Below are 17,926 nucleotides of genomic sequence, written 5' to 3' on the forward strand. Positions count from 1 at the left end.
GCCCGCCGTTGAGTGATCCTCATACACGGCGGGCGCAGCCCACCGGCTTGTCACCGCCCAACCGCACATAGAGCGCTGTCGACGGCGGGCACTGCGCCCTGCTCCGCACCGCCGACGCCACCTCGAACTCCGGCGCCCGCGCGCCCGATCCGTCGCAGGCCGTCTCCTTCACCTGCCCCTTGCTCGCGCTGTACACACAGTCGCCGACGACGGTGTGCGGGCCGCCGCCCTCGCCCGGGTCGCCCGGATGCGGAGGCTCCAGACTGCGCATACAGGCGTAGCCACGGCCCACCTCGCCGTCGCCGTCCTCGTCGGCCGCCGGACGGCTCTCGGAGATGTGCAGCACGAAGTCGGTGACCGCGGGGCAGGCGGGGCCGCTCGCGGGCCGCCCCCCGTCTCCGCCCCCGTCTCCGGCCCCGTATGCGCCTTCGTACCGGCCTTCGTGGCGGGCGATCACCCGGGCCGCCGCCTTCTCACTGGTGCAGGGCACTTCCTGGACGTCACGGCCGCGCGAGCCGCAGTCGCCGGGGCCGAGGAAGACCGGGCCGTACCCGAAGGGCGTGGCGGTGGGGCTCCAGGCGCTGCCGCCGGCCGCTGTGGCGCGTCCCGTCGCCTGCTGGCAGCCGACGGTGAGCGCCGACGCCAGCGCGAGTGCCAGTACCAGTACCAGGGCGTTCACCGCCCCGGCGGACCGCCGCTGTGTGCCCATCCGGACCCCCCGAGCCCCGGCCCCCCGGCCGGTTGGTCCAGCGTGGCCCGCCGAGGCGGGCACACGCCAGACGCGCGGAGTGTTTCGGGACAATTGGGGGGAGTGCGCCGGTGGCGCGGGACGGGTCGGTTACGTCAGCCGAACGACAATCCGTGGCCGATGGGATACAGCACCTGGGCCGGATCGTCGGCCCGCTGCACGGGCACGGGCAGCCGCCCCTCGGGCTCGGCACGGCCCGCGATCACCCTTGCCGCGGCGCGCAGTTCGACATCGGTCCAGGAGTACGCGGCGAGCGCCGCGCGTACGCCGTCGAGCCGTGCGATGTCGTACGGATTGCGGATGGCGAGCGCGACGACCGGCACCCCCGTCACGGCGAGCCGTGCCACCAGGGTGCGCTGAGGGCTGGTCGCCGAGACGTTGTACGTGCCGACGATCACCGCGTCCTTGCCGCCCGCCGCCGCCACCGCTTCCTCGATCTTCGCCGCGGTGGGGGTGATGCCGGTGGACAGCGCGGTCGCGGTGAAGCCCAGTTCGGTGAAGGCCTTCGCCAGTACGGCGGTCGGCGGCCCGGTCGTCCCGGTCGGCGAGGCGGGGTCGGCGCCGACCACCAGGAGCTGCGGCTGCGTGCGCCGACTCAGCGGCAGCAGCCCGCCCTCGTTGACCAGCAAGGTCGTCGTCCGCTCCGCGATCCGGTCGGCGGCTGCGAGATGGGCGCCGACGCCGACGGTGCGATCGAGACGCCGGTGGGAGACGAACGGGTCGCGGAACAGGCCCAGTCGCTCCTTGAGGCAGAGGATGCGCAGGATCGATTCGTCGATGCGTGCCACGCTGATCTCGCCGCTCTTGACGGCGCTGAGGACGCCGTTCCAGGCGACGGCCAGGTCCGGCGGGTTGAGCAGCTGGTCCACGCCCGCCTTCAGCGCGAGCACCGGCACCCGGTGGTCTCCGTACTTGTCGCGCACGCCCTGCATATTGAGCGCGTCGGTGACGACCACCCCGTTGTAGCCGAGCTCCTCGCGCAGGATGCCGGTGAGGATGGGGCGGGACAGCGTGGCCGGGTCATTGCTCGGGTCCAGAGCCGGGAACTGGATGTGCGCCGTCATGATCGAGTCGATGCCGGCGGCGATCGCGGCCCGGAACGGCGGGGCGTCGATCTCCTCCCACTGCTGACGGGTGTGCGTAATGACGGGGATGCCGGTGTGACTGTCCACGGTGGTGTCACCGTGCCCCGGGAAGTGCTTGGAGGTCGCCGCGATGCCCGCGCCCTGGTAACCCTTGACCTGCGCGGCGACCAGGCGGGCGACCGCCTCCGGGTCGGCGCCGAAGGACCGTACGCCGATGACCGGGTTGGCGGGATTGACGTTGACGTCGGCGACCGGGGCGTAGTTCTGCAGGATGCCCATCGCGGCCAGTTCGGCCCCGGCGATCTGCGCGGCGCTGCGGGCGTCGGACCGTGACCCGCCCGCCCCCAGCGCCATCGCGCCCGGCACGAGGGTGGCGGGCTTGCCGACCCGGGCGACGATGCCCTGCTCCTGATCGGTGGAGATCAGCAGCGGTACAGGGGTGGACTGGGCGAGCCCGGCGCGATGGATGCCGTTGGACAGATCGGCGATCTGGTGCGGATCGCGGGTGTTGTGCGCCCAGGAGAAGTAGATGATCCCGCCGACGTGATACGCGGCGACCAGCTCGGCGGCCGTACGGACGCCCATCTCCTTGAGGTTGAGCTCGATGTCGGCCTGGTCGGGAGCGGTGGCGGAGTGCCCGTACACCCGCATCACGAAAAGCTGGCCGACCTTCTCCTCGAGGCTCATCCGGGAGATCAGCCGTTTGAGACGGTCGCGGTGGGAGGGGTGGGCGAGGGCGGGGGACGCGGTGGCTACGGCGCCGACCGCGACGGCGGTCGCGGCGGTCGCGGTGAGGAGGGTGCGTCTGGAGAGGCTCCGGTCGTGCATGGGTGCTCCTTCCGGCCTTGCTCGACAAGGGAGTTGAAGGAAACTTCCAAGGATTCACGGATAGCCGGAAAGTTACTGCCAGGTCAAGGGTGTGGCAACAGAAAGCACGCGCGGCACGCGAAAGGTCACCCGGACGCGGTGGCGGTGGCGGTGGCGGTGACGGCGACGGTGCCGGACGCGGTGACGGTCGGCCGGCCCGGGCGCGGGCGGCCCGGACGCGATGGCGGTCCCGGGTGCGCACCGCCCGACGGACCCGCACCCGGACCCGCCCCCCGCATCCGCCGCGCGGCTCACGCGCCCGGCCAGTGGCGCTGGAGCGATTCCACCGTCGCCGTGATCGCGGGGCGGCGCGCCGCGCCCGTGCGCCACAGCGCGTACAGCCGTCGCTTCGGCACCGGATCCAGGGCGAGAGCCACCACCCCGGCAGGCAGCGGGCCGCGGCCGAGCCGCGGGATCAAGGCGATGCCGAGCCCGGCCGCGACCAGAGCGAGCTGGGTGTGGTACTCCTCGGCCTGGTGGGCGAGATCGGGCTCGCAGCCGGCCGCCCGCAGCGTACGGACCAGCCAGTCGTGGCAGACCGTGCCCGGCGGCTGGCAGATCCACCGCTGCCCCGCCAGATCCTCGCGGCGCACGGACACGCGCGACGCCAGCCGATGCCCCTCCGGCACCAGGAGATCGCACAGGTCGTCGCCTATGACGGCCTGTTCCACGCCCTCGGGAGCGGGCAGCGGCGCGATGTCCCAGTCGTGCGCCAGGGCCAGGTCGATCACCCCGCGGGCCACCAGGTCGATGGAGAGATGCGGGTCGACCTCCGTCATCCGGGCGTCGAGCCCCGGATGCCTCCGGCCGAGTTCGGCGAGCACGCCGGGCAGCAGTCCACGGGCCGCCGAGGCGAACGCGCCGATGGTGAGCCGGCCGGTCGGCTGACCCCTGCGCTCCTCCAGGGTGGTCTCGGCGCGCTCGACGATGGCGAGCAATTCCTGTGCGGTGGCGGCCAGATGACGCGCCTCGTCGGTGAGCGCGACACCCCGTCCCCGCCGTTCGAGCAGGGGCGTACGCGTCTCCCGCTCCAGCTTGGTGATCTGCTGCGACACGGCGGACGGGGTATACCCGAGGGCGATGGCCGCGGCGGCCACGGAACCGTGGACGGAGACGGCGTGCAGTGCGCGCAGTCGTCCCAGATCGAGCATGGCCGACCTCCATTTCTTCGGGCATTCGTAAGCAACGCTCAATTCCACCATGAAGAAATCCGTGCTGGTGCTACATGGTCGAGGCCGGTGATCCTCGGTACATGCGTCCCGTACACATCGCACTCGCCGTCCTGGTCGCCGCGGTCTGGGGAGTGAACTTCGTCGTCATCGAGCTCGGGCTCGGCCACTTCCCGCCGCTGCTCTTCTCCGCCCTGCGCTTCTTGGTGGCCGCGCTGCCCGCGGTCTTCTTCGTGGGCCGTCCGAAAGTCGCCTGGAAGTGGGTGATCGGCGTCGGACTGGCGCTGGGTGTCGCGAAGTTCGGACTTCTGTTCATCGGCATGGACCGCGGGATGCCGGCCGGGCTGTCTTCGCTCGTCGTGCAGATCCAGGCGGTCTTCACGGCCCTGTTCGCCGCTGTAGTCCTCAGCGAACGGCCGGGGAGGGTACGGGTCCTTGGCATGGCGGTCGCCCTGTGCGGCATCGCCCTCGCCGCGGTCGACGAAGGGACCTCGGGCCCCGTCCTCGCCTTCCTGCTCGTCATCGCGGCCGCGGCCTGCTGGGGCGTGTCCAATGTGCTGACCCGCAAGGCGTCCCCGCCGGACGCACTGAACTTCATGATCTGGGTCTCGACCGTCCCCGTACTGCCGCTGCTCGCGCTCTCCCTGCTCTTCGAAGGCCCGCAGGCCGATCTGGAAGCGCTGCGCGCCCTGGACTGGAGCGGCGCCGGCGCGATCGTCTACGTCGCCTGGGGCGCGACGGTCTTCGGCTTCGGCGCCTGGGGCTTCCTGCTGCGCCGCTACCCCGCCTCCGCCGTCGCCCCCTTCTCACTGCTCGTGCCGGTCTTCGGCATGTCGTCGGCGGCCCTGCTGCTCGACGAGTCGGTGAGCCCGTTGCGCTGGGGCGCGGCAGCGCTGCTGGTCGGCGGGGTGGCACTCACCTCACTGTCGCGAGCAGGCGCTCCAGGTGCTCCCGTCCCGGAACCAGTAGCCCCGGCAGGTCAGCTGCCTCCGGATGCCAGCGCTTCTCGTACTCCCAGCACAGCCACGTCTCCTCGGTGAGCGTCGCCAGGCACTCGGCCAGCGGCAGTACGCCTGCGCCCAGCGGCAGCGGCGCGAGGTCGTCGCGCGATGCGACGTCCTTGACCTGGACATAGCCGAGGAAGGGAGCGAGCGCCGCATGCGCCGCCGCCGGTTCCTCGTGGTCGAGCCACGGGTGCACCACGTCCCAGATCGCGCCCGCGTGCTTGTGGCCGACGGGGCCCAGGATGCGGGAGACATCGGCGCCGGTACGGTGCGAGTCGTGGGTCTCCAGCAGGATCCGTACGCCGAGTCCGGCCGCGGTCTCGGCGGCGGCTCCGAGCCGGCGGGCGGCCGTGGCCTCCGCCTCGGCCGGGTCCTGGTCGCCCCCGCCGGGGAAGACGCGTACATTCGGCGCGCCCAAGTCCTTCGCCAGCCGGAGGAGTTCGTCGAGCTCCTCGTACACCGGAGCGTCGTCGCCGGGAGCCGCGACGCCGGTGTACCCGCACACGGTGAGAATCTCCACGCCCGCGCGTTCGAACTCCGCCACCACAGCGGCCCGTTCCCGCGTTCCGATCCCCGGATGCACCGGCTCCTCGGGGTCGGCGCGCAGCTCGACCCCCTGATAGCCGGTGTCCGCGGCGAGCGCGACCACATCCGCGACGGGCATGCCCGGCACGCCGAGCGTCGAGAAGGCGAACCTCATTTGACCGTTCCTTCCTGCAGGGGCAGCCGCCAGTCCTGGCCGACCAGATCCGCTCCGTACGAGCGGTGCGGCTTCTCGGCGACGAGGGTGAACCCGGCCCGCTGATAGATCCGGCGGGCCCCGGTCAGTACGTCATTGGTCCACAGCACCAGTTCTCGGTACCCCACATCGCGCGCGAAATCCACGACAGTGCTCACGAGTCGGTCGCCGAGTCCGTGACCGCGCGCCTCCGGTTCGACGAGCAGGAGCCGCAGCCGCGCGGTCGCCGGCGCGTCGTCCCGTACACACATCACCGACCCGACCGGCCGCCCGTCCAGCTCGGCGATCCACACCCGCTCCAGATGGGGGTCGTGGTCCTGCGCGAAGTCCGCGACGATCCGGGCGACGAGCCCTTCGAAGTCGGCGTTCCAGCCGTACTCGGCGGCGTACAGCGCACCGTGCCGCTGCACGACCCACCCCAGATCGCCGGGCCCGGGCTCGCGCACCACCGGTCCCTCGCGGTGCGCAGTCCGGGACCGGGAGAGGATCTCGCGCACGGTGCGCATCGCCTCGACCAGCCGCGGCCGCTCGTCCGTCGCCACCTTGGCCAGCAGCGCCCCGACGGCCTCCCGCGACCGCTCGTCCAGCAGCGCGGCGGCCTCGCGCCCGCGGGGGGTGAGGGTGATCCGCTGCCGCCGCGGATCCACCTCGGACGGCGCCCGCCCGACCAGCCCGTCCCGCTCGAACTTGGCGAGCAGCCTGCTCAGGTACCCGGCGTCGAGGGAGAGTTCGGCGCGCAGGTCGGCGGCGTCGGTACGGGGGCTGTGGGCGAGTTCGTACAGGACGCGCGACTCGGTGAGGGTGTACGGGGTGTAGAGGTGCTTGCTGTAGTCGAGCGCGCCGATGAGGTTGGTGTAGAAGCGGTTGAACGCGCGGATTTCATGGATCGGCATGAGCTACTCCGGGCTGGGTCACTCCGGGCTGCTTACTCTGGGCTACTTACTCCGGGCTCTACCCTTGACTGAGTCAACGGTATGGCGGGGTTCGGGCCCCGGCAAGGGCTGGTGGCCACCTTGTCGTTCACGGTCGCGGCGGCCGCGCCAACTGGTGTTCTCGCTCTCCCGGTAGGCCGTCCCGGGTTGCCCTAGGTCAGAAGGATCCCCGTTTCTCATTCGCTCCAGTCTTCACAACATCTCCTCATACGTCGGCTATGAGCGCTACGGTTCTCTTCGTCGCACCACGTGCGCACTACGTCACAGATCGACATGTTGTGGCTGCTTGGGCCTGCCCTGAGGCGGCCGCACGTCTGGGGGACTGCATGCTCGAAATGCCCAAGGGCTCCAATGTCGGCCTGACAACCCTGAGCGATGACACCGGTTCGGTGATCGTGAGTCTGCGCTGGAGCAGCGCGGCGGGAGACGGGGACGCGGATGTGTCCGTATTGCTGTTGGACGACAACGGCAAGGTGCGCAGCGACGCCGATTTCTTCTTCTACAACAACCCCGCGGCAGCCGACGGCAGCGTGCAGCTGTTGGGCAAGACACCGACCGACAGTGGCAGCGAAGACCGCATCAGCCTCGATCTGACCGCAGTGCCCCCGAATGTCGAACGCATTGTTGTTGCGGCCAGTCAGTACGGCGGTTCCTGCTTCGGTGAACTGGACGACCTGCGGGTGACGCTCGCCGATCGCAGCGGCGAGGCTCTGCTCGGATTCTCCATCGCCGACGCCGGCGTCGAGAGCGCATTCATCTTCGGTGAGCTCTACAGGCGGGGCGAGGAGTGGAAGTTCCGGGCGATCGGTCAGGGCTACGAGACCGGCCTGGCGGGTCTGGCCACGGACTTCGGTATCGACATCGATGACGCGAGCGATGACGATGCCGCAGAACCAGCCGAGGTGGAGCCGGTGCTGAAGGCCGAAGAGCCACGGGCTCCGGCCGCCGAACCGCCGGTGGCGTTCCCCGCACAGGCAGTACGCGAAGCGCAGCCTGCCGATGTGAAGCAGACGCCGACGCGCGCCCGTGGCCCTCGTACCGCCAAGAAGAAGGTCACGCTTCCCAAGGTGGCCAAGAAGTCCCTCGCCGAGAACGATTCCTGGAAACCTGCACGTCTCTTCCCCGCGCCGTCGCTCAAGAGCGACAAGGAGCGTGAGCTACGGGCAACTTCCGTTCTGCTCTCGGTGATGGCCGAAGTACCGGAGTTCGGGCGCCGGCTCATCGCTGCTTTCGGCGCACCGGCGGGCCGTATGCAGACCTTCACCGAGGTCACGCTGCCGCACGGAGAAAACCCCAAGCGCCCGGACGGTGTGATCCGCGTGGAAAGGGCGGGCAAGCTCTGGACCGCTCTGCTCGAGACGAAGACCAATGGAAACCCGCTCAAGCCGGATCAGGTACAGAACTACATGGACATCGGCGCCCGCCGCGGCTACGAGGCCGTCATCACGCTCTCAAACGACGTGGCTCTGGAAGGCAGTCCGCTGGTGGACGTCAGGATCGACGGACGGCGTAAGCACAAGGTCGCGCTGTGGCACTTGTCCTGGGCCGAAGTGGCCCACCAGGCACAGATGCTGATCCGCCACGAGGGCGTCGGCAACGCCGCCCATGCGTGGCTCCTGCAGGAACTGCTGCACTACCTTCAGCACGAGAATTCCGGCTGCCACGGATTTCAGAACATGGGTCCGGCCTGGGTGCCCGTACGAAACGGTATCGACACGGAGACTCTCTGCCAGGGGGACCGGCGCGCCGTCGAGGTCGTCGAGAGCTGGGAGCAGCTCATCCGTCAGGTCTGTCTGCGGCTGGGCGGCGAACTCGGCCAGAAGGCCCTGCCGGTACAGCGTGCCAAGCGCGGCACCGATCCGCATTCCCGGCGGGCCGCACTCGCCGACCGGCTGTGCGAGGAAGGCCGACTGACCGCCGAGTTGCGCATCGACGGCACGCCCGGTGTTCTGGCGATCGTGGCCGATCTGCGGACCGGCAAGCTGCGCACGTCCATCGAAATCCAGGCCCCGGAAGGGAGTTACCCCCTCACCTCGGCCAAGCGCCTGATCCGGCTGCTGGCCGAGGCGCCTGCGGACCTCCACGTCGAGACCCTCGTCGAGGGCGGCAACGGCCCACGCGGCACCCTGGAACGGCTACGGCCCGAACCGGCCGACATCCTTCCCAAGGACGGCGCCCGGATGACCGGTTTCCGGCTGTCGTTGTTCAAGGGCATGGGCGCCACTCGCGGCAGCGCGGAATCCGGATTCATCCGCAGCGTCGACGAGGCTGTGGACCGGTTCTACGCAGGCGTGGTCGCTCAGCTGGGCCCCTTCGAACGACGCCCGGTCAGCCGATCGCAATCCACGGAACCAGCCGCCGTCGGCTGATCCTGAGTTGCGGGACTGTCAGCCGTACTGCGCCGCCACGGCGGCGCAGTACGGCTGACAGTCCCGCGGCCTCACCGGCGGGGGCAGTGCGGCGCCCTCGTGCCGGAGTCGCCCCCTCATCCCTTCCGCGGCGGCGCCGTCGACGCCCGTGCCATCAGCTCCGCGGCGATCGTCGCGATCCCCCCGGGCGGCGGGGCCTCGTTGCCCATCGCCAGGCGGCCCGCCCGTGCGCCCGCCTCGTACAGCGGAAGCCGGACCGTCGTCAGCGCCGGGACCGCGTCCACCGAGAAGGGGAGGTCGTCGAAGCCCGCCACCGAGATGTCCTCGGGGATGCGCAGCCCCTGGTCGCGCAGGGCCGCGCACGCGCCCAGAGCGACCGTGTCGTTCGCGGCCACGATCGCCGTCAAGTCCGGGTCGCGTCGCAGGAGTTCCAGCGTCGCGTCGTAGCCGGAGCGGCGCGCGTAAGGGCCGTGCACGGTCACGTGTGACTGGTCCTCGTCGATCCCCGCCGCGGCCAGCGCAGCCCGGTGGCCCTCCAGCCGGTGCCGGGTCGTCGTGCGCTCCGGCGGGCCCGCGACGTAACCGATCCGGCGGTGTCCGAGCGCCAGCAGATGCTCGGTGAGCCGCCGCCCGCCGCCCCGGTTGTCGAAGGCGAGCGCCGCGACGATCGCCTCGCTGCCCGGCAGCGGGGGCCGGCCGCACAGCACCACCCGCGTCCCCGCGTCCGCGAGCCTCGCCAGCTTGGCGGTCATCGCGGCGATATGGTCCGGGTCCTCCAGTGCACCGCCGGTCAGGACGACGGCCGCGGCCCGCTGCCGCTGGAGCAGGGTGAGATAGGTGAGTTCGCGTTCCGGCGAGCCTCCGGTGTTGCAGACGACGGCCAGCTTCTCGCCGCCCGCCCGCCCCGAGCCCTCCTGTCCGCCGATCTCCGTCTGCGCCGCCCCGGCCATGATCCCGAAGAAGGGGTCGGCGATGTCGTTGACGAGGATGCCGACCAGGTCGGAGGTGGCCGCGGCGAGTGAGCTCGCGGGCCCGTTCAGTACGTAGTCGAGCTCATCGACCGCCCTCAGCACCCGATCCCGCGTCGACGCCGCGACCGGGTAGTTGCCGTTGAGTACACGGGAGACGGTGGCCGGGGACACCCGGGCGCGCGCCGCCACATCCGCCAGGGTGACTGTCATCGCTTTCCTCCACGGGAGATGGAACAGAGCCCTTGTCCGGGCCACTGTCGGCAGGCTAGCGTCATACCGTGTAGAAAGCGCTTGCTACTGCCGTATCGAGGGAACACGGCCGTGATGAGGGAACAAGAAGCATCGAGGGCACATGGAGGCCCCTTCGTGACACGCAGGACAGTGCGGATCGCCATGAACGGCGTCACGGGGCGGATGGGGTACCGCCAGCACCTGGTGCGCTCCCTCCTCGCGATCCGCGAACAGGGCGGCCTCGACCTCGGGGGCGGCGAGGTCCTGTGGCCCGAGCCCGTCCTCGTCGGCCGCCGTGAGCACGCGCTGCGCGAGATCGCGGAGCGGCACGGCCTCGCGCACATCTCCACCGACCTCGACGCCGTGCTCGCCGACGACAGCATCGACGTCTACTTCGACGCGCAGGTCACCTCCGCCCGCGTCGACGCGATCAAGCAGGCCATCGCCGCGGGCAAGCACGTCTACACCGAGAAGCCGACCGCGACCGACCTCGCCGGCGCGCTGGAGCTCGCCCGCCTCGCCGAGTCCGCCGGCATCAAGCACGGAGTCGTCCAGGACAAGATCTTCCTGCCGGGCATGCTGAAGCTGAAGCGCCTCGTCGTCGGCGGCTTCTTCGGCCAGATCCTGTCCGTGCGCGGGGAGTTCGGCTACTGGGTCTTCGAGGGCCACTGGCAGGAGGCACAGCGCCCGAGCTGGAACTACCGCGCCGAGGACGGCGGCGGCATCGTCGTCGACATGTTCCCGCACTGGGAGTACGTACTGCACGAGCTGTTCGGCCGGGTCACGTCCGTCACCGCGCAGGCCGCCACGCACATCCCGCAGCGCTGGGACGAGCGCGGCAAGCCGTACGCCGCGACCGCCGAGGACGCCGCGTACGGCATCTTCCAGCTGGAAGGCGGCGCCGTCGCCCAGATCAACTCCTCGTGGGCGGTACGGGTGATGCGCGACGAACTCGTGGAATTCCAGGTCGACGGCACCCACGGCTCGGCGGTCGCGGGCCTGCGCCGCTGCCGCGCCCAGCACCGCTCCGCCACCCCCAAGCCGGTGTGGAACCCGGATCTGCCCGCCACCGAGTCCTTCCGCGACCAGTGGCAGGAGGTGCCGGACAACGGGGAGTTCGAGAACGGCTTCAAGGCGCAGTGGGAGCTGTTCCTGCGCCATGTCGCGCTCGGCGAGCCGTACCACTGGGACCTGCTGGCGGGCGCGCGCGGCGTGCAGCTCGCCGAGCTGGGCCTGAAGTCCTCGGCCGAGGGCCGGCGCCTCGAGGTGCCGGAGCTTTCGCTGTGACGATCAGGCTCCCGCACGGGGTGTACGAACCCCGCACCGAACCGGCCGTGTTCGCCCGTGCGGCCGCACTTGCCTCTCGTACGGTCTTCTCCGCGGCGCATGTCGTGGCCGACCCGTACGCCGACGCGAGCCCCGACTCGCCCGCAGCCGTCGACTGGGACGCCACGCTCGCCTTCCGCCGCCATCTGTGGTCGCACGGCCTCGGCGTCGCGGAGGCGATGGATACGGCGCAGCGCGGGATGGGTCTGGACTGGGCGGGCGCGGCGGAGCTGATCCGGCGCTCGGCGGCCGAGGCGAAGGCGGTGGGCGGCCGGATCGCGTGCGGGGTGGGCACGGACCAACTCGGCTCCGGCGGCGGTTCGCTGACGCAAGTGCGCGCGGCGTACGAGGAACAACTGGCGCTCGTCGAGGACACCGGCGCGCAGGCGATCCTGATGGCGTCGCGCGCACTGGCCTCGGCGGCCCGGACGCCCGACGACTACCTCTCCGTCTACTCCCACCTCCTGCGGCAGGCGAGCGAACCGGTGATCCTGCACTGGCTGGGCCCGATGTTCGACCCGGCGCTGGAGGGTTACTGGGGTTTTGCCGATCTCGACGCGGCCACGTCGGTCCTGCTCGACGTCGTCGCCGCCCACCCCGACAAGGTCGACGGCATCAAGATCTCGCTGCTGGACGCGCAGAGCGAGATCGACCTGCGCCGCCGCCTCCCTCAGGGCGTCCGCTGCTACACCGGCGACGACTTCAACTACCCGGAACTGATCGCGGGCGACGAGCGGGGCTTCAGCCACGCGCTGCTCGGGATCTTCGACCCGCTCGGCCCGCTGGCCGCTCAGGCGGTACGGATCCTCGACACCGGCGATGTCGCAGGGTTCCGCAAACTGCTCGACCCGACGGTCGAGCTGTCCCGCCATCTGTTCGAGACGCCGACCCGCTTCTACAAGACGGGCGTCGTGCTGCTCGCCTGGCTGGCCGGGCACCAGTCGCACTTCACGATGGTGGGCGGCCTGCAGTCGGCCCGCTCGCTGCCGCACTTGTGCCGGGCGTACGAACTGGCCGACGGCCTCGGCCTGTTCCCCGACCCGGGCATGGCCGAGACGCGTATGAAGTCCTTGCTGACGATGTACGGAGTCGCACAGTGACCGCTTCAGCCGACCTGACCCGCTTCAGCATCAACCAGATGACGGTGAAGCAGCTCACCCTCCCCGAACTCACCGAGGCATGCGTACGACTGGGCATCCCGGGGGTGGGCCTGTGGCGCGAACCGGTCCGGGCGTACGGAGTCGATGCGGCGGCGAAGCTCGTACACGACGCGGGGCTTGCGGTCACCAGTCTGTGCCGCGGTGGCTTCTTCACCGCGATCGACCCGGCGGAGCGGGCCCGCGCCCTGGCCGACAACCGCACGGCGATCGACGAGGCGGCGGCGCTCGGTACGGACACCCTGGTCCTGGTCTCGGGCGGCCTCCCTGCGGGCAGCCGCGACCTGCCGGGCGCGCGGGAGCGCATCGCGGACGCGCTGTCGGTACTGGCTCCCTACGCGGGAGAACGGGGCGTACGGCTGGCGATCGAGCCGCTCCACCCGATGTACGCGGCGGACCGGTGCGTGGTGTCGACGCTGACGCAGGCGCTCGACCTCGCCGAACGCTTCCCGGCGGCGCAGGTCGGCGTGGTGGTGGACACGTACCACATCTGGTGGGACGAGGCGGCGCCGGCCGCGGTGGCGAGGGCGGGCGTGTCGGGCCGTATCCACGTGTTCCAACTGGCGGACTGGACAACGCCGTTGCCGACGGGAGTGCTGAACGGGCGGGGCCAGCTCGGGGACGGTGCGATCGACATGCGCGAGTGGAGGGAACGGGTGGAGGCGGCGGGGTACGGGGGCGCGATCGAGGTGGAGCTGTTCAACGAGGGGCTGTGGGCGCGGGACGGGGAGGAGGTGCTGGAGGAGACGGCGGGGCGGTACCTGGACTGCGTGTTCCGATGAGACAACCGCTGCCCTGGCGGCGAACGCCGACCAGTTATCCGCCGAGGAAACCACTTCGGGGACCGGCCGGTCGGCATATTGGAGCACCCCGCTGCCGACCGTGGCCCACGTCCTAGAGCTTGGTGATGTCCAGCTCCTGGATGGTCCGCTCGGCGACCTCGCGGCCCCGCTCCGTCAGATCACCCTTGCCCGGGTATATCACCGTCAGCCTGTACATGTCGCCGGACTTGGTCTTGTAGTAGAAGATGCGGAACTCGCGCGGGGTGGGGTTGGCGCTGTCCAAGGTGTCGATGAAGGTGCCCGAGTTCGTGGCGGCCTTCTGCCCCTTGTATGCGATGTCCGATTTCGTCTGCATCTTCAGCTCGGAGTCGGAGCCGATGTCGAGTTTGGTGCTGCCGCTCTCGCGGAACGTCTCGGCGTCGTCGTATGCCTCAGCAGCTGCGGTGCCGGCGATCTTGTTCAGTTCGTCGTCCTTGCGGGTCAGATCCAGCCGGATCCAGAGGGCGCCGCTCGGGTCCTCGTACCGGATCCAGTCCTCGTTGCCGTTGGACTCCGTCGGATGCAACCGCTTGTAGGGGTCGGGCACCGACAGCGTCGCGCCGAGCTGCTTCTCCGTCTTCTGCTTCCACTTGTCGCCCTGATCGGTGTCCCCGGCGAACGGGTTGGTCAGGACGAGGGCCATGGCGACGAACGCGGCGACCACCGCGCCGCCCGCGCCGAGCAGCGTCTTCCGGCTCAGGATCACGCCCTGGCTGCCACGTTCGCCCGACGACGGGGAGTGCACCACCGTCGGCGCAGGCGGCGGGGGCGCGGCGGCCTCCTCCAGAAGCCGGCGAACTCGGTCCGCGGACAACCGCTGGGACGGGTCCTTGAGGAGCAGGCCGTTGATGGCCTGCGCGAGCGGGCCTTGGGTGGCCCCCGGCGCAGCCGGGGTGGTGTTGAGAACGGATTGCAGGGTGGCAGGGGTGTTGCCCCGCCGGAAGGGGGAAACGCCCTCCGTCGCCGCGTACAGCAGCACGCCGAGCGACCAGAGATCGCTGGCCGGTCCGGGGCGCTGGCCCAGTACCCGCTCCGGCGCGATGAACTCCGGTGATCCGATGAAACCGCCGGTGTCGGTCAGACTGGTCTCGCCCTCGATCTGGGCGATGCCGAAGTCGGCGAGGACCACGCGGTCGTGACGCCCGAGCAGGACGTTGTCAGGCTTGACGTCGCGATGCAGGATGCCGGCCTGATGGGCAGCCTCCAGGGCGCCGAGCACCTGCAGGCCGATTCGAGCGGCCTCGCGCGTGCCCAGCGTGCCCTCCTGAAGGACAGCTCCGAGCGAGTGGCCCTGCAGCAGCTCCATCACGATCCAGGGCTGACCGTCCTCGACAGCCACGTCGTGCACGTTGACCACCGCGGGGTGGTCGAGCCGCGCTGCGGCCCGGGCCTCGCGGCGCATCCGCTCGAAGGCGTTGGCACGTTCGCGCCCGGGAAGGTGGTCGGGGACCCGGGGCTCCTTGACGGCTACCTCGCGGCCGACCGTCGCGTCCTCGGCTCGCCACACGGTTCCCATGCCGCCGTGGCCCAGCTTGGCCAGCAGCCGGTATCGTCCGGCGATCAGCCGCCCCGCACCGGGGTCCGCAGCGTCCGCCTGCGGCTGCGCTGCCTGTTGCGTCGGCGCGGCGTACGGCGCGCCGGCCTGTGGAGCGCCTTGCTGTGGCAGGCGGTGCGGCGCGGGGGCGGGGTGGGGGTGGGGTGCGTCGGGCTGAGGCGGCCGCAGTGTGAAGCTCGTCGGCTCACCGTTCCCGTGAGGGGATCCCCCATAGTTACTCATGCTTCTTGTCTATCGCGGATGGCAGCGCCAATTCCACTCCGGTCACGGGCGGTGACGCGAGGCACCGCCGCGGATGGTTCCGTGAACTCCTCGACCCGACGGTCGATCTCTCGCGCCACCTGTTCCGGGCACCGACGCGCTTCTGTAAAAAGGGTGTTGTACAGCTTGGCGCCGGAGAGCACCGTCTCCACCAGCATCGCACCGGAGAGATCGGCTTCATCGAGCACTGCGCCTCGAACGGACCCCGCGCACTGCATACCAGTGTCATTCGGGCAGCTCGCCGCTCCCCACGGCTGCGATGAACACCGCCCACCCATCCGCCGAGAACACCAGCGCAGGCCCGTTCATCGCCTTGCTGTCCCGCACCGGCACGCCCGCGTAGCCACGCGCGACCTCCAGGCACTCGCCCTGGCCGCCGCCGCTGTAGCTGGACTTGAACCACCCGGTGAGGGTGGACGAGTCAGAGACGGTGTGCTCACTGCTGACCATGGTCGTGTTCCTCCGCTGCGGCCCGGACAAGGGCCAGTGACTCCTTTTGCGACATCGCATCGCTCAGCGCAAGAGCGTAGGCGGTCTGACTGGCGTTCACCAGAGCCGGATCGTCCATCAAGTGCCCGGTGAATAGCCCTTCGGCGTACGCCACTGGCGCCGAGTCCTTGAAGCTCAGCAGGGTGAGGAGGCTCTCCTGCAGCGCATGCGCACCCGCCCCGAACGGCAGCACATGCAGCCTCACCCGCCCCGCCTCCGCCATGTCCGCGATCTTGCGCAGCTGTTCTGTCATGACCCGCGGCCCGCCGACCTGGCGTCGGAGCACCGCCTCGTCCAGCACGGTCCACAGAACAGGGTTCAACACGTCGTCGAGAATCCGGGCACGCTCTGTTCGAATGACAACGGCTCTGTCAAGTTCCTCCGCCCGATGGTTGGGCCGGTAGGCACGGAACAGTGCACGTGCGTAGCCGTCCGTCTGGAGCAGACCGGGGACCAAAGACAGCGCGAACTGCTGGATCAGCGTGGCTTGTTGTTCCAGTTCCTCCACCGCCGCGAAGTGGTCGGCGTACTTCGTCTCCAGGTCCTCAAGCCAGCGGGCGAAGAACCCGTCCGTGCCCAGGGCGCGGTCGATGCGCTGGGCGTCATCCGGTTTGGGCAGCCGCCGCCCAGCCTCGAAGTGGCTGAGTGTGGGCGAGCAGACGACCTGCTCGCCCAGCCCCTCCTGGGTCAGGCCCGTCGCGATCCGCCGCAGTCTCAGCTCCTCGCCGTACTTCTCGCGCGGCGTTCGCGGCTGACGACTCTTCTCCAATGTGAACAACTCCCCAACCTGACGGGTGTGCTGTCAAGCCTCCGGTACTGGCAGCGTAGCCAGCGGCGGCCCCACTCTGTGAGCAGTTCGCGACAGAACGCAGTCGCGCTGATCCGGAGGCATTCCCATGACTCGACTCGCCGATCGCCTTGTCGCGCTGCTGCTGCGATGCCTCGAGGGGCGCCCGCCGTCGCCACCCCCGTATCCGTACTCGTGCGAGTACGTCGCCGGCCACACCTATCGCTGCACCGGCGAACGCCCGCCCAGAGGCGAGGACAGCCCCCTCGTCCGCCCCTACCTCGTCGCGCACGAGAGGCAACAGCAGGCCATGCGGCGCGCGTTGTGGCTCGCCGTGCACGGGGTGGACATCGGGCCCCGGCCGATCCATGGCGTGCAGGTGGGTCGATGAGTGCCCCGCCGTACGGGGCTGTGCCGCGGCTCCTGCCGTGGACCGGGGCGGAGGGGAAGTCGTGCTACGTGCTGGGTGACGGCACCGGCCCGGTGTCCCGGGTTGCGGATGCCATCGAGAGTGTCCAGCTCGGTATGGCAGGCGACCTTCTGGCGCACGCCGACGACCTGCTGGCGGAACGCCGCGTGACCACCGGGGAACTGCGCTACCTCGCCAGGTGCCTGAGTGAGTCCCTGCGGGACGTCAAACGGGTCGCCGAGAGCCGGGGCGCCCGGGCGCCGGCGGCGGAGGAGGTGTCTGCCCATGCCGATCCATCCGACTGAACCGCAGGGTATGGGTGCGTACCCGTACGCATACCCTGGAAGGGTGGGTGGGAAGGAGCACGATGATGCCCGATGCCAACGTCCGTATTCCTGAGGCCAAGGACCGCCTCGCCGCCATAGCGGCCGCCGAGGGTCTGTCGCTGCGGGCCTACCTGGCTCGCTTGGCCGAGACGCTGCTCACTCCGGCCGAGCGCGCCGAGCGGGCCGAGAAGGCGCTTGCCGCGTTCAACGAGTGGAACGGCTACGCCCCGACGGCGACCGAGCAACGCGACCTGGACAGCGAACTGGACCGGCGTCTGGCTCAGGTGAAGCACCCGTGACCGACGCCACGCACATCGTCCTGGACGACACCGCCATGGCGGCGGCCGGCCAGGGCAACGTCCTCGCCTCCCGTCTCATCCACTGAGCCCATGCCGAGCCGGGCTGGTTCCTGTACGCGCCCACGTGCGCGCTGGTGGAGGCCGACCGGGCAAGACCGGGAACAGCCGAGCCTCTCGCCGCTCTGCCCGCAATTACGGTTCTCGATCTGGACCTGCCCGCTGCCCTGTTCATGGCACGCCGAGAGACGTGGGCGGCAGCCCACAGTCAGTACGCGGCACAGCCCACCCCTGACCGGCCCGACGGTGCGATCGTCGCCACCACGGAGCCGAAGCGATGGGACGGCGAGCCGGTCCGGGTGCTGGATCTCAATCCCTGAGTTG

At 70.4% G+C, this 17,926-nt stretch carries 16 protein-coding genes and 4 pseudogenes; 10 read left to right on the plus strand and 10 right to left on the minus strand.

The window, feature by feature from the left end; all coding sequences use genetic code 11:
* Window positions 1–19 precede the first annotated feature (19 nt).
* The 3 genes from QFZ67_RS25350 to QFZ67_RS25360 all read right to left on the minus strand — a co-directional run bounded on the left by QFZ67_RS25350 (window position 20) and on the right by QFZ67_RS25360 (window position 3,851).
* Entirely contained in the window at window positions 20–709 is a 690-nt protein-coding gene (locus QFZ67_RS25350; protein ID WP_307663375.1) for a hypothetical protein, read from the minus strand.
* A 134-nt stretch (window positions 710–843) separates the two neighbouring features.
* Complete coding sequence (locus tag QFZ67_RS25355; protein WP_307663376.1) at window positions 844–2,661, minus strand: glycoside hydrolase family 3 protein; 1,818 nt, start codon at window positions 2,659–2,661, stop codon at window positions 844–846.
* Window positions 2,662–2,951: 290 nt separating this feature from the next.
* Window positions 2,952–3,851: a LysR family transcriptional regulator gene (locus QFZ67_RS25360; protein ID WP_307663377.1), complete on the minus strand. Its 900-nt coding sequence runs from the start codon at window positions 3,849–3,851 to the stop codon at window positions 2,952–2,954.
* Between the two features lie 101 nt (window positions 3,852–3,952).
* Between QFZ67_RS25360 and QFZ67_RS25365 the strand changes: the two genes are divergently transcribed.
* On the plus strand, window positions 3,953–4,909 hold the full coding sequence (locus tag QFZ67_RS25365; protein WP_307663378.1) for an EamA family transporter: 957 nt from the start codon (window positions 3,953–3,955) through the stop codon (window positions 4,907–4,909).
* On the opposite strand, the pseudogene QFZ67_RS25370 reads toward QFZ67_RS25365, so the two are convergent.
* Window positions 4,803–5,573 (minus strand): annotated as a pseudogene (locus QFZ67_RS25370) (sugar phosphate isomerase/epimerase family protein); the annotation flags it as partial. The gene QFZ67_RS25365 and the pseudogene QFZ67_RS25370 overlap by 107 nt on opposite strands.
* Window positions 5,570–6,505 carry a helix-turn-helix domain-containing GNAT family N-acetyltransferase gene (locus QFZ67_RS25375; RefSeq protein ID WP_307663379.1) on the minus strand — a complete coding sequence of 312 codons (936 nt, stop codon included), beginning with the start codon at window positions 6,503–6,505 and terminating at the stop codon, window positions 5,570–5,572. The pseudogene QFZ67_RS25370 and the gene QFZ67_RS25375, both read right to left, overlap by 4 nt.
* Window positions 6,506–6,870: 365 nt before the next feature.
* On the opposite strand from QFZ67_RS25375, the gene QFZ67_RS25380 reads away from it, so the two are divergent.
* Window positions 6,871–8,913 (plus strand): TerD family protein, encoded by a 2,043-nt coding sequence (locus tag QFZ67_RS25380; RefSeq protein WP_307663380.1) that lies wholly within the window; start codon window positions 6,871–6,873, stop codon window positions 8,911–8,913.
* Between the two features lie 116 nt (window positions 8,914–9,029).
* Here the strand turns inward: QFZ67_RS25380 and QFZ67_RS25385 are convergent, their stop codons facing one another.
* Entirely contained in the window at window positions 9,030–10,094 is a 1,065-nt protein-coding gene (locus tag QFZ67_RS25385) for a LacI family DNA-binding transcriptional regulator (RefSeq protein ID WP_307663381.1), read from the minus strand.
* Window positions 10,095–10,250: 156 nt separating this feature from the next.
* On the opposite strand from QFZ67_RS25385, the gene QFZ67_RS25390 reads away from it, so the two are divergent.
* From QFZ67_RS25390 to QFZ67_RS25400, 3 genes are read left to right on the plus strand one after another with little or no spacing between them, the layout of a single operon-like run.
* Window positions 10,251–11,402 carry a Gfo/Idh/MocA family protein gene (locus tag QFZ67_RS25390; RefSeq protein WP_307663382.1) on the plus strand — a complete coding sequence of 384 codons (1,152 nt, stop codon included), beginning with the start codon at window positions 10,251–10,253 and terminating at the stop codon, window positions 11,400–11,402.
* Window positions 11,399–12,541: a dihydrodipicolinate synthase family protein gene (locus QFZ67_RS25395; RefSeq protein WP_373430124.1), complete on the plus strand. Its 1,143-nt coding sequence runs from the start codon at window positions 11,399–11,401 to the stop codon at window positions 12,539–12,541. Before QFZ67_RS25390 ends, QFZ67_RS25395 begins: the two co-directional genes overlap by 4 nt.
* A gap of 38 nt (window positions 12,542–12,579) precedes the next feature.
* Entirely contained in the window at window positions 12,580–13,380 is an 801-nt protein-coding gene (locus QFZ67_RS25400; RefSeq protein ID WP_307665957.1) for a sugar phosphate isomerase/epimerase, read from the plus strand.
* 112 nt (window positions 13,381–13,492) lie between these two features.
* Here the strand turns inward: QFZ67_RS25400 and QFZ67_RS25405 are convergent, their stop codons facing one another.
* Window positions 13,493–15,196: a serine/threonine-protein kinase gene (locus tag QFZ67_RS25405; RefSeq protein ID WP_307663383.1), complete on the minus strand. Its 1,704-nt coding sequence runs from the start codon at window positions 15,194–15,196 to the stop codon at window positions 13,493–13,495.
* 77 nt (window positions 15,197–15,273) lie between these two features.
* Between QFZ67_RS25405 and QFZ67_RS25410 the strand changes: the two are divergent.
* Window positions 15,274–15,363 (plus strand): annotated as a pseudogene (locus tag QFZ67_RS25410) (DUF993 family protein); the annotation flags it as partial.
* Window positions 15,364–15,381: 18 nt separating this feature from the next.
* Here the strand turns inward: QFZ67_RS25410 and QFZ67_RS39155 are convergent.
* The 3 genes and pseudogenes from QFZ67_RS39155 to QFZ67_RS25420 form a co-directional block, all read right to left on the minus strand.
* Window positions 15,382–15,513 (minus strand): annotated as a pseudogene (locus QFZ67_RS39155) (hypothetical protein); the annotation flags it as partial.
* The gene (locus QFZ67_RS25415; protein ID WP_307663384.1) at window positions 15,461–15,685 is read right to left on the minus strand and encodes a DUF397 domain-containing protein; all 225 of its coding nucleotides are present in this window, start codon (window positions 15,683–15,685) and stop codon (window positions 15,461–15,463) included. The gene QFZ67_RS25415 and the pseudogene QFZ67_RS39155, both read right to left, overlap by 53 nt.
* Window positions 15,672–16,493, minus strand: a complete 822-nt coding sequence (locus tag QFZ67_RS25420) for a helix-turn-helix transcriptional regulator (protein ID WP_307663385.1) — start codon at window positions 16,491–16,493, stop codon at window positions 15,672–15,674. Before QFZ67_RS25420 ends, QFZ67_RS25415 begins: the two co-directional genes overlap by 14 nt.
* Window positions 16,494–16,620: 127 nt before the next feature.
* Between QFZ67_RS25420 and QFZ67_RS25425 the strand changes: the two genes are divergently transcribed.
* The 4 genes and pseudogenes from QFZ67_RS25425 (at window position 16,621) to QFZ67_RS25440 (ending at window position 17,922) form a co-directional block, all read left to right on the plus strand.
* Window positions 16,621–16,902, plus strand: coding sequence for a hypothetical protein (locus QFZ67_RS25425; RefSeq protein ID WP_307663386.1), 282 nt, complete (start codon window positions 16,621–16,623; stop codon window positions 16,900–16,902).
* The gene (locus QFZ67_RS25430) at window positions 16,899–17,225 is read left to right on the plus strand and encodes a hypothetical protein (RefSeq protein WP_307663387.1); all 327 of its coding nucleotides are present in this window, start codon (window positions 16,899–16,901) and stop codon (window positions 17,223–17,225) included. The genes QFZ67_RS25425 and QFZ67_RS25430 overlap by 4 nt, the downstream gene beginning before the upstream one ends.
* A gap of 65 nt (window positions 17,226–17,290) precedes the next feature.
* The gene (locus QFZ67_RS25435; RefSeq protein ID WP_307665958.1) at window positions 17,291–17,545 is read left to right on the plus strand and encodes a hypothetical protein; all 255 of its coding nucleotides are present in this window, start codon (window positions 17,291–17,293) and stop codon (window positions 17,543–17,545) included.
* A pseudogene (locus QFZ67_RS25440) lies at window positions 17,542–17,922 on the plus strand (hypothetical protein). The gene QFZ67_RS25435 and the pseudogene QFZ67_RS25440 overlap by 4 nt, the downstream one beginning before the upstream one ends.
* Window positions 17,923–17,926 lie beyond the last annotated feature (4 nt).

The sequence above is a fragment of the Streptomyces sp. V1I1 genome (assembly GCF_030817355.1).
Classification (GTDB): Bacteria; Actinomycetota; Actinomycetes; order Streptomycetales; family Streptomycetaceae; genus Streptomyces.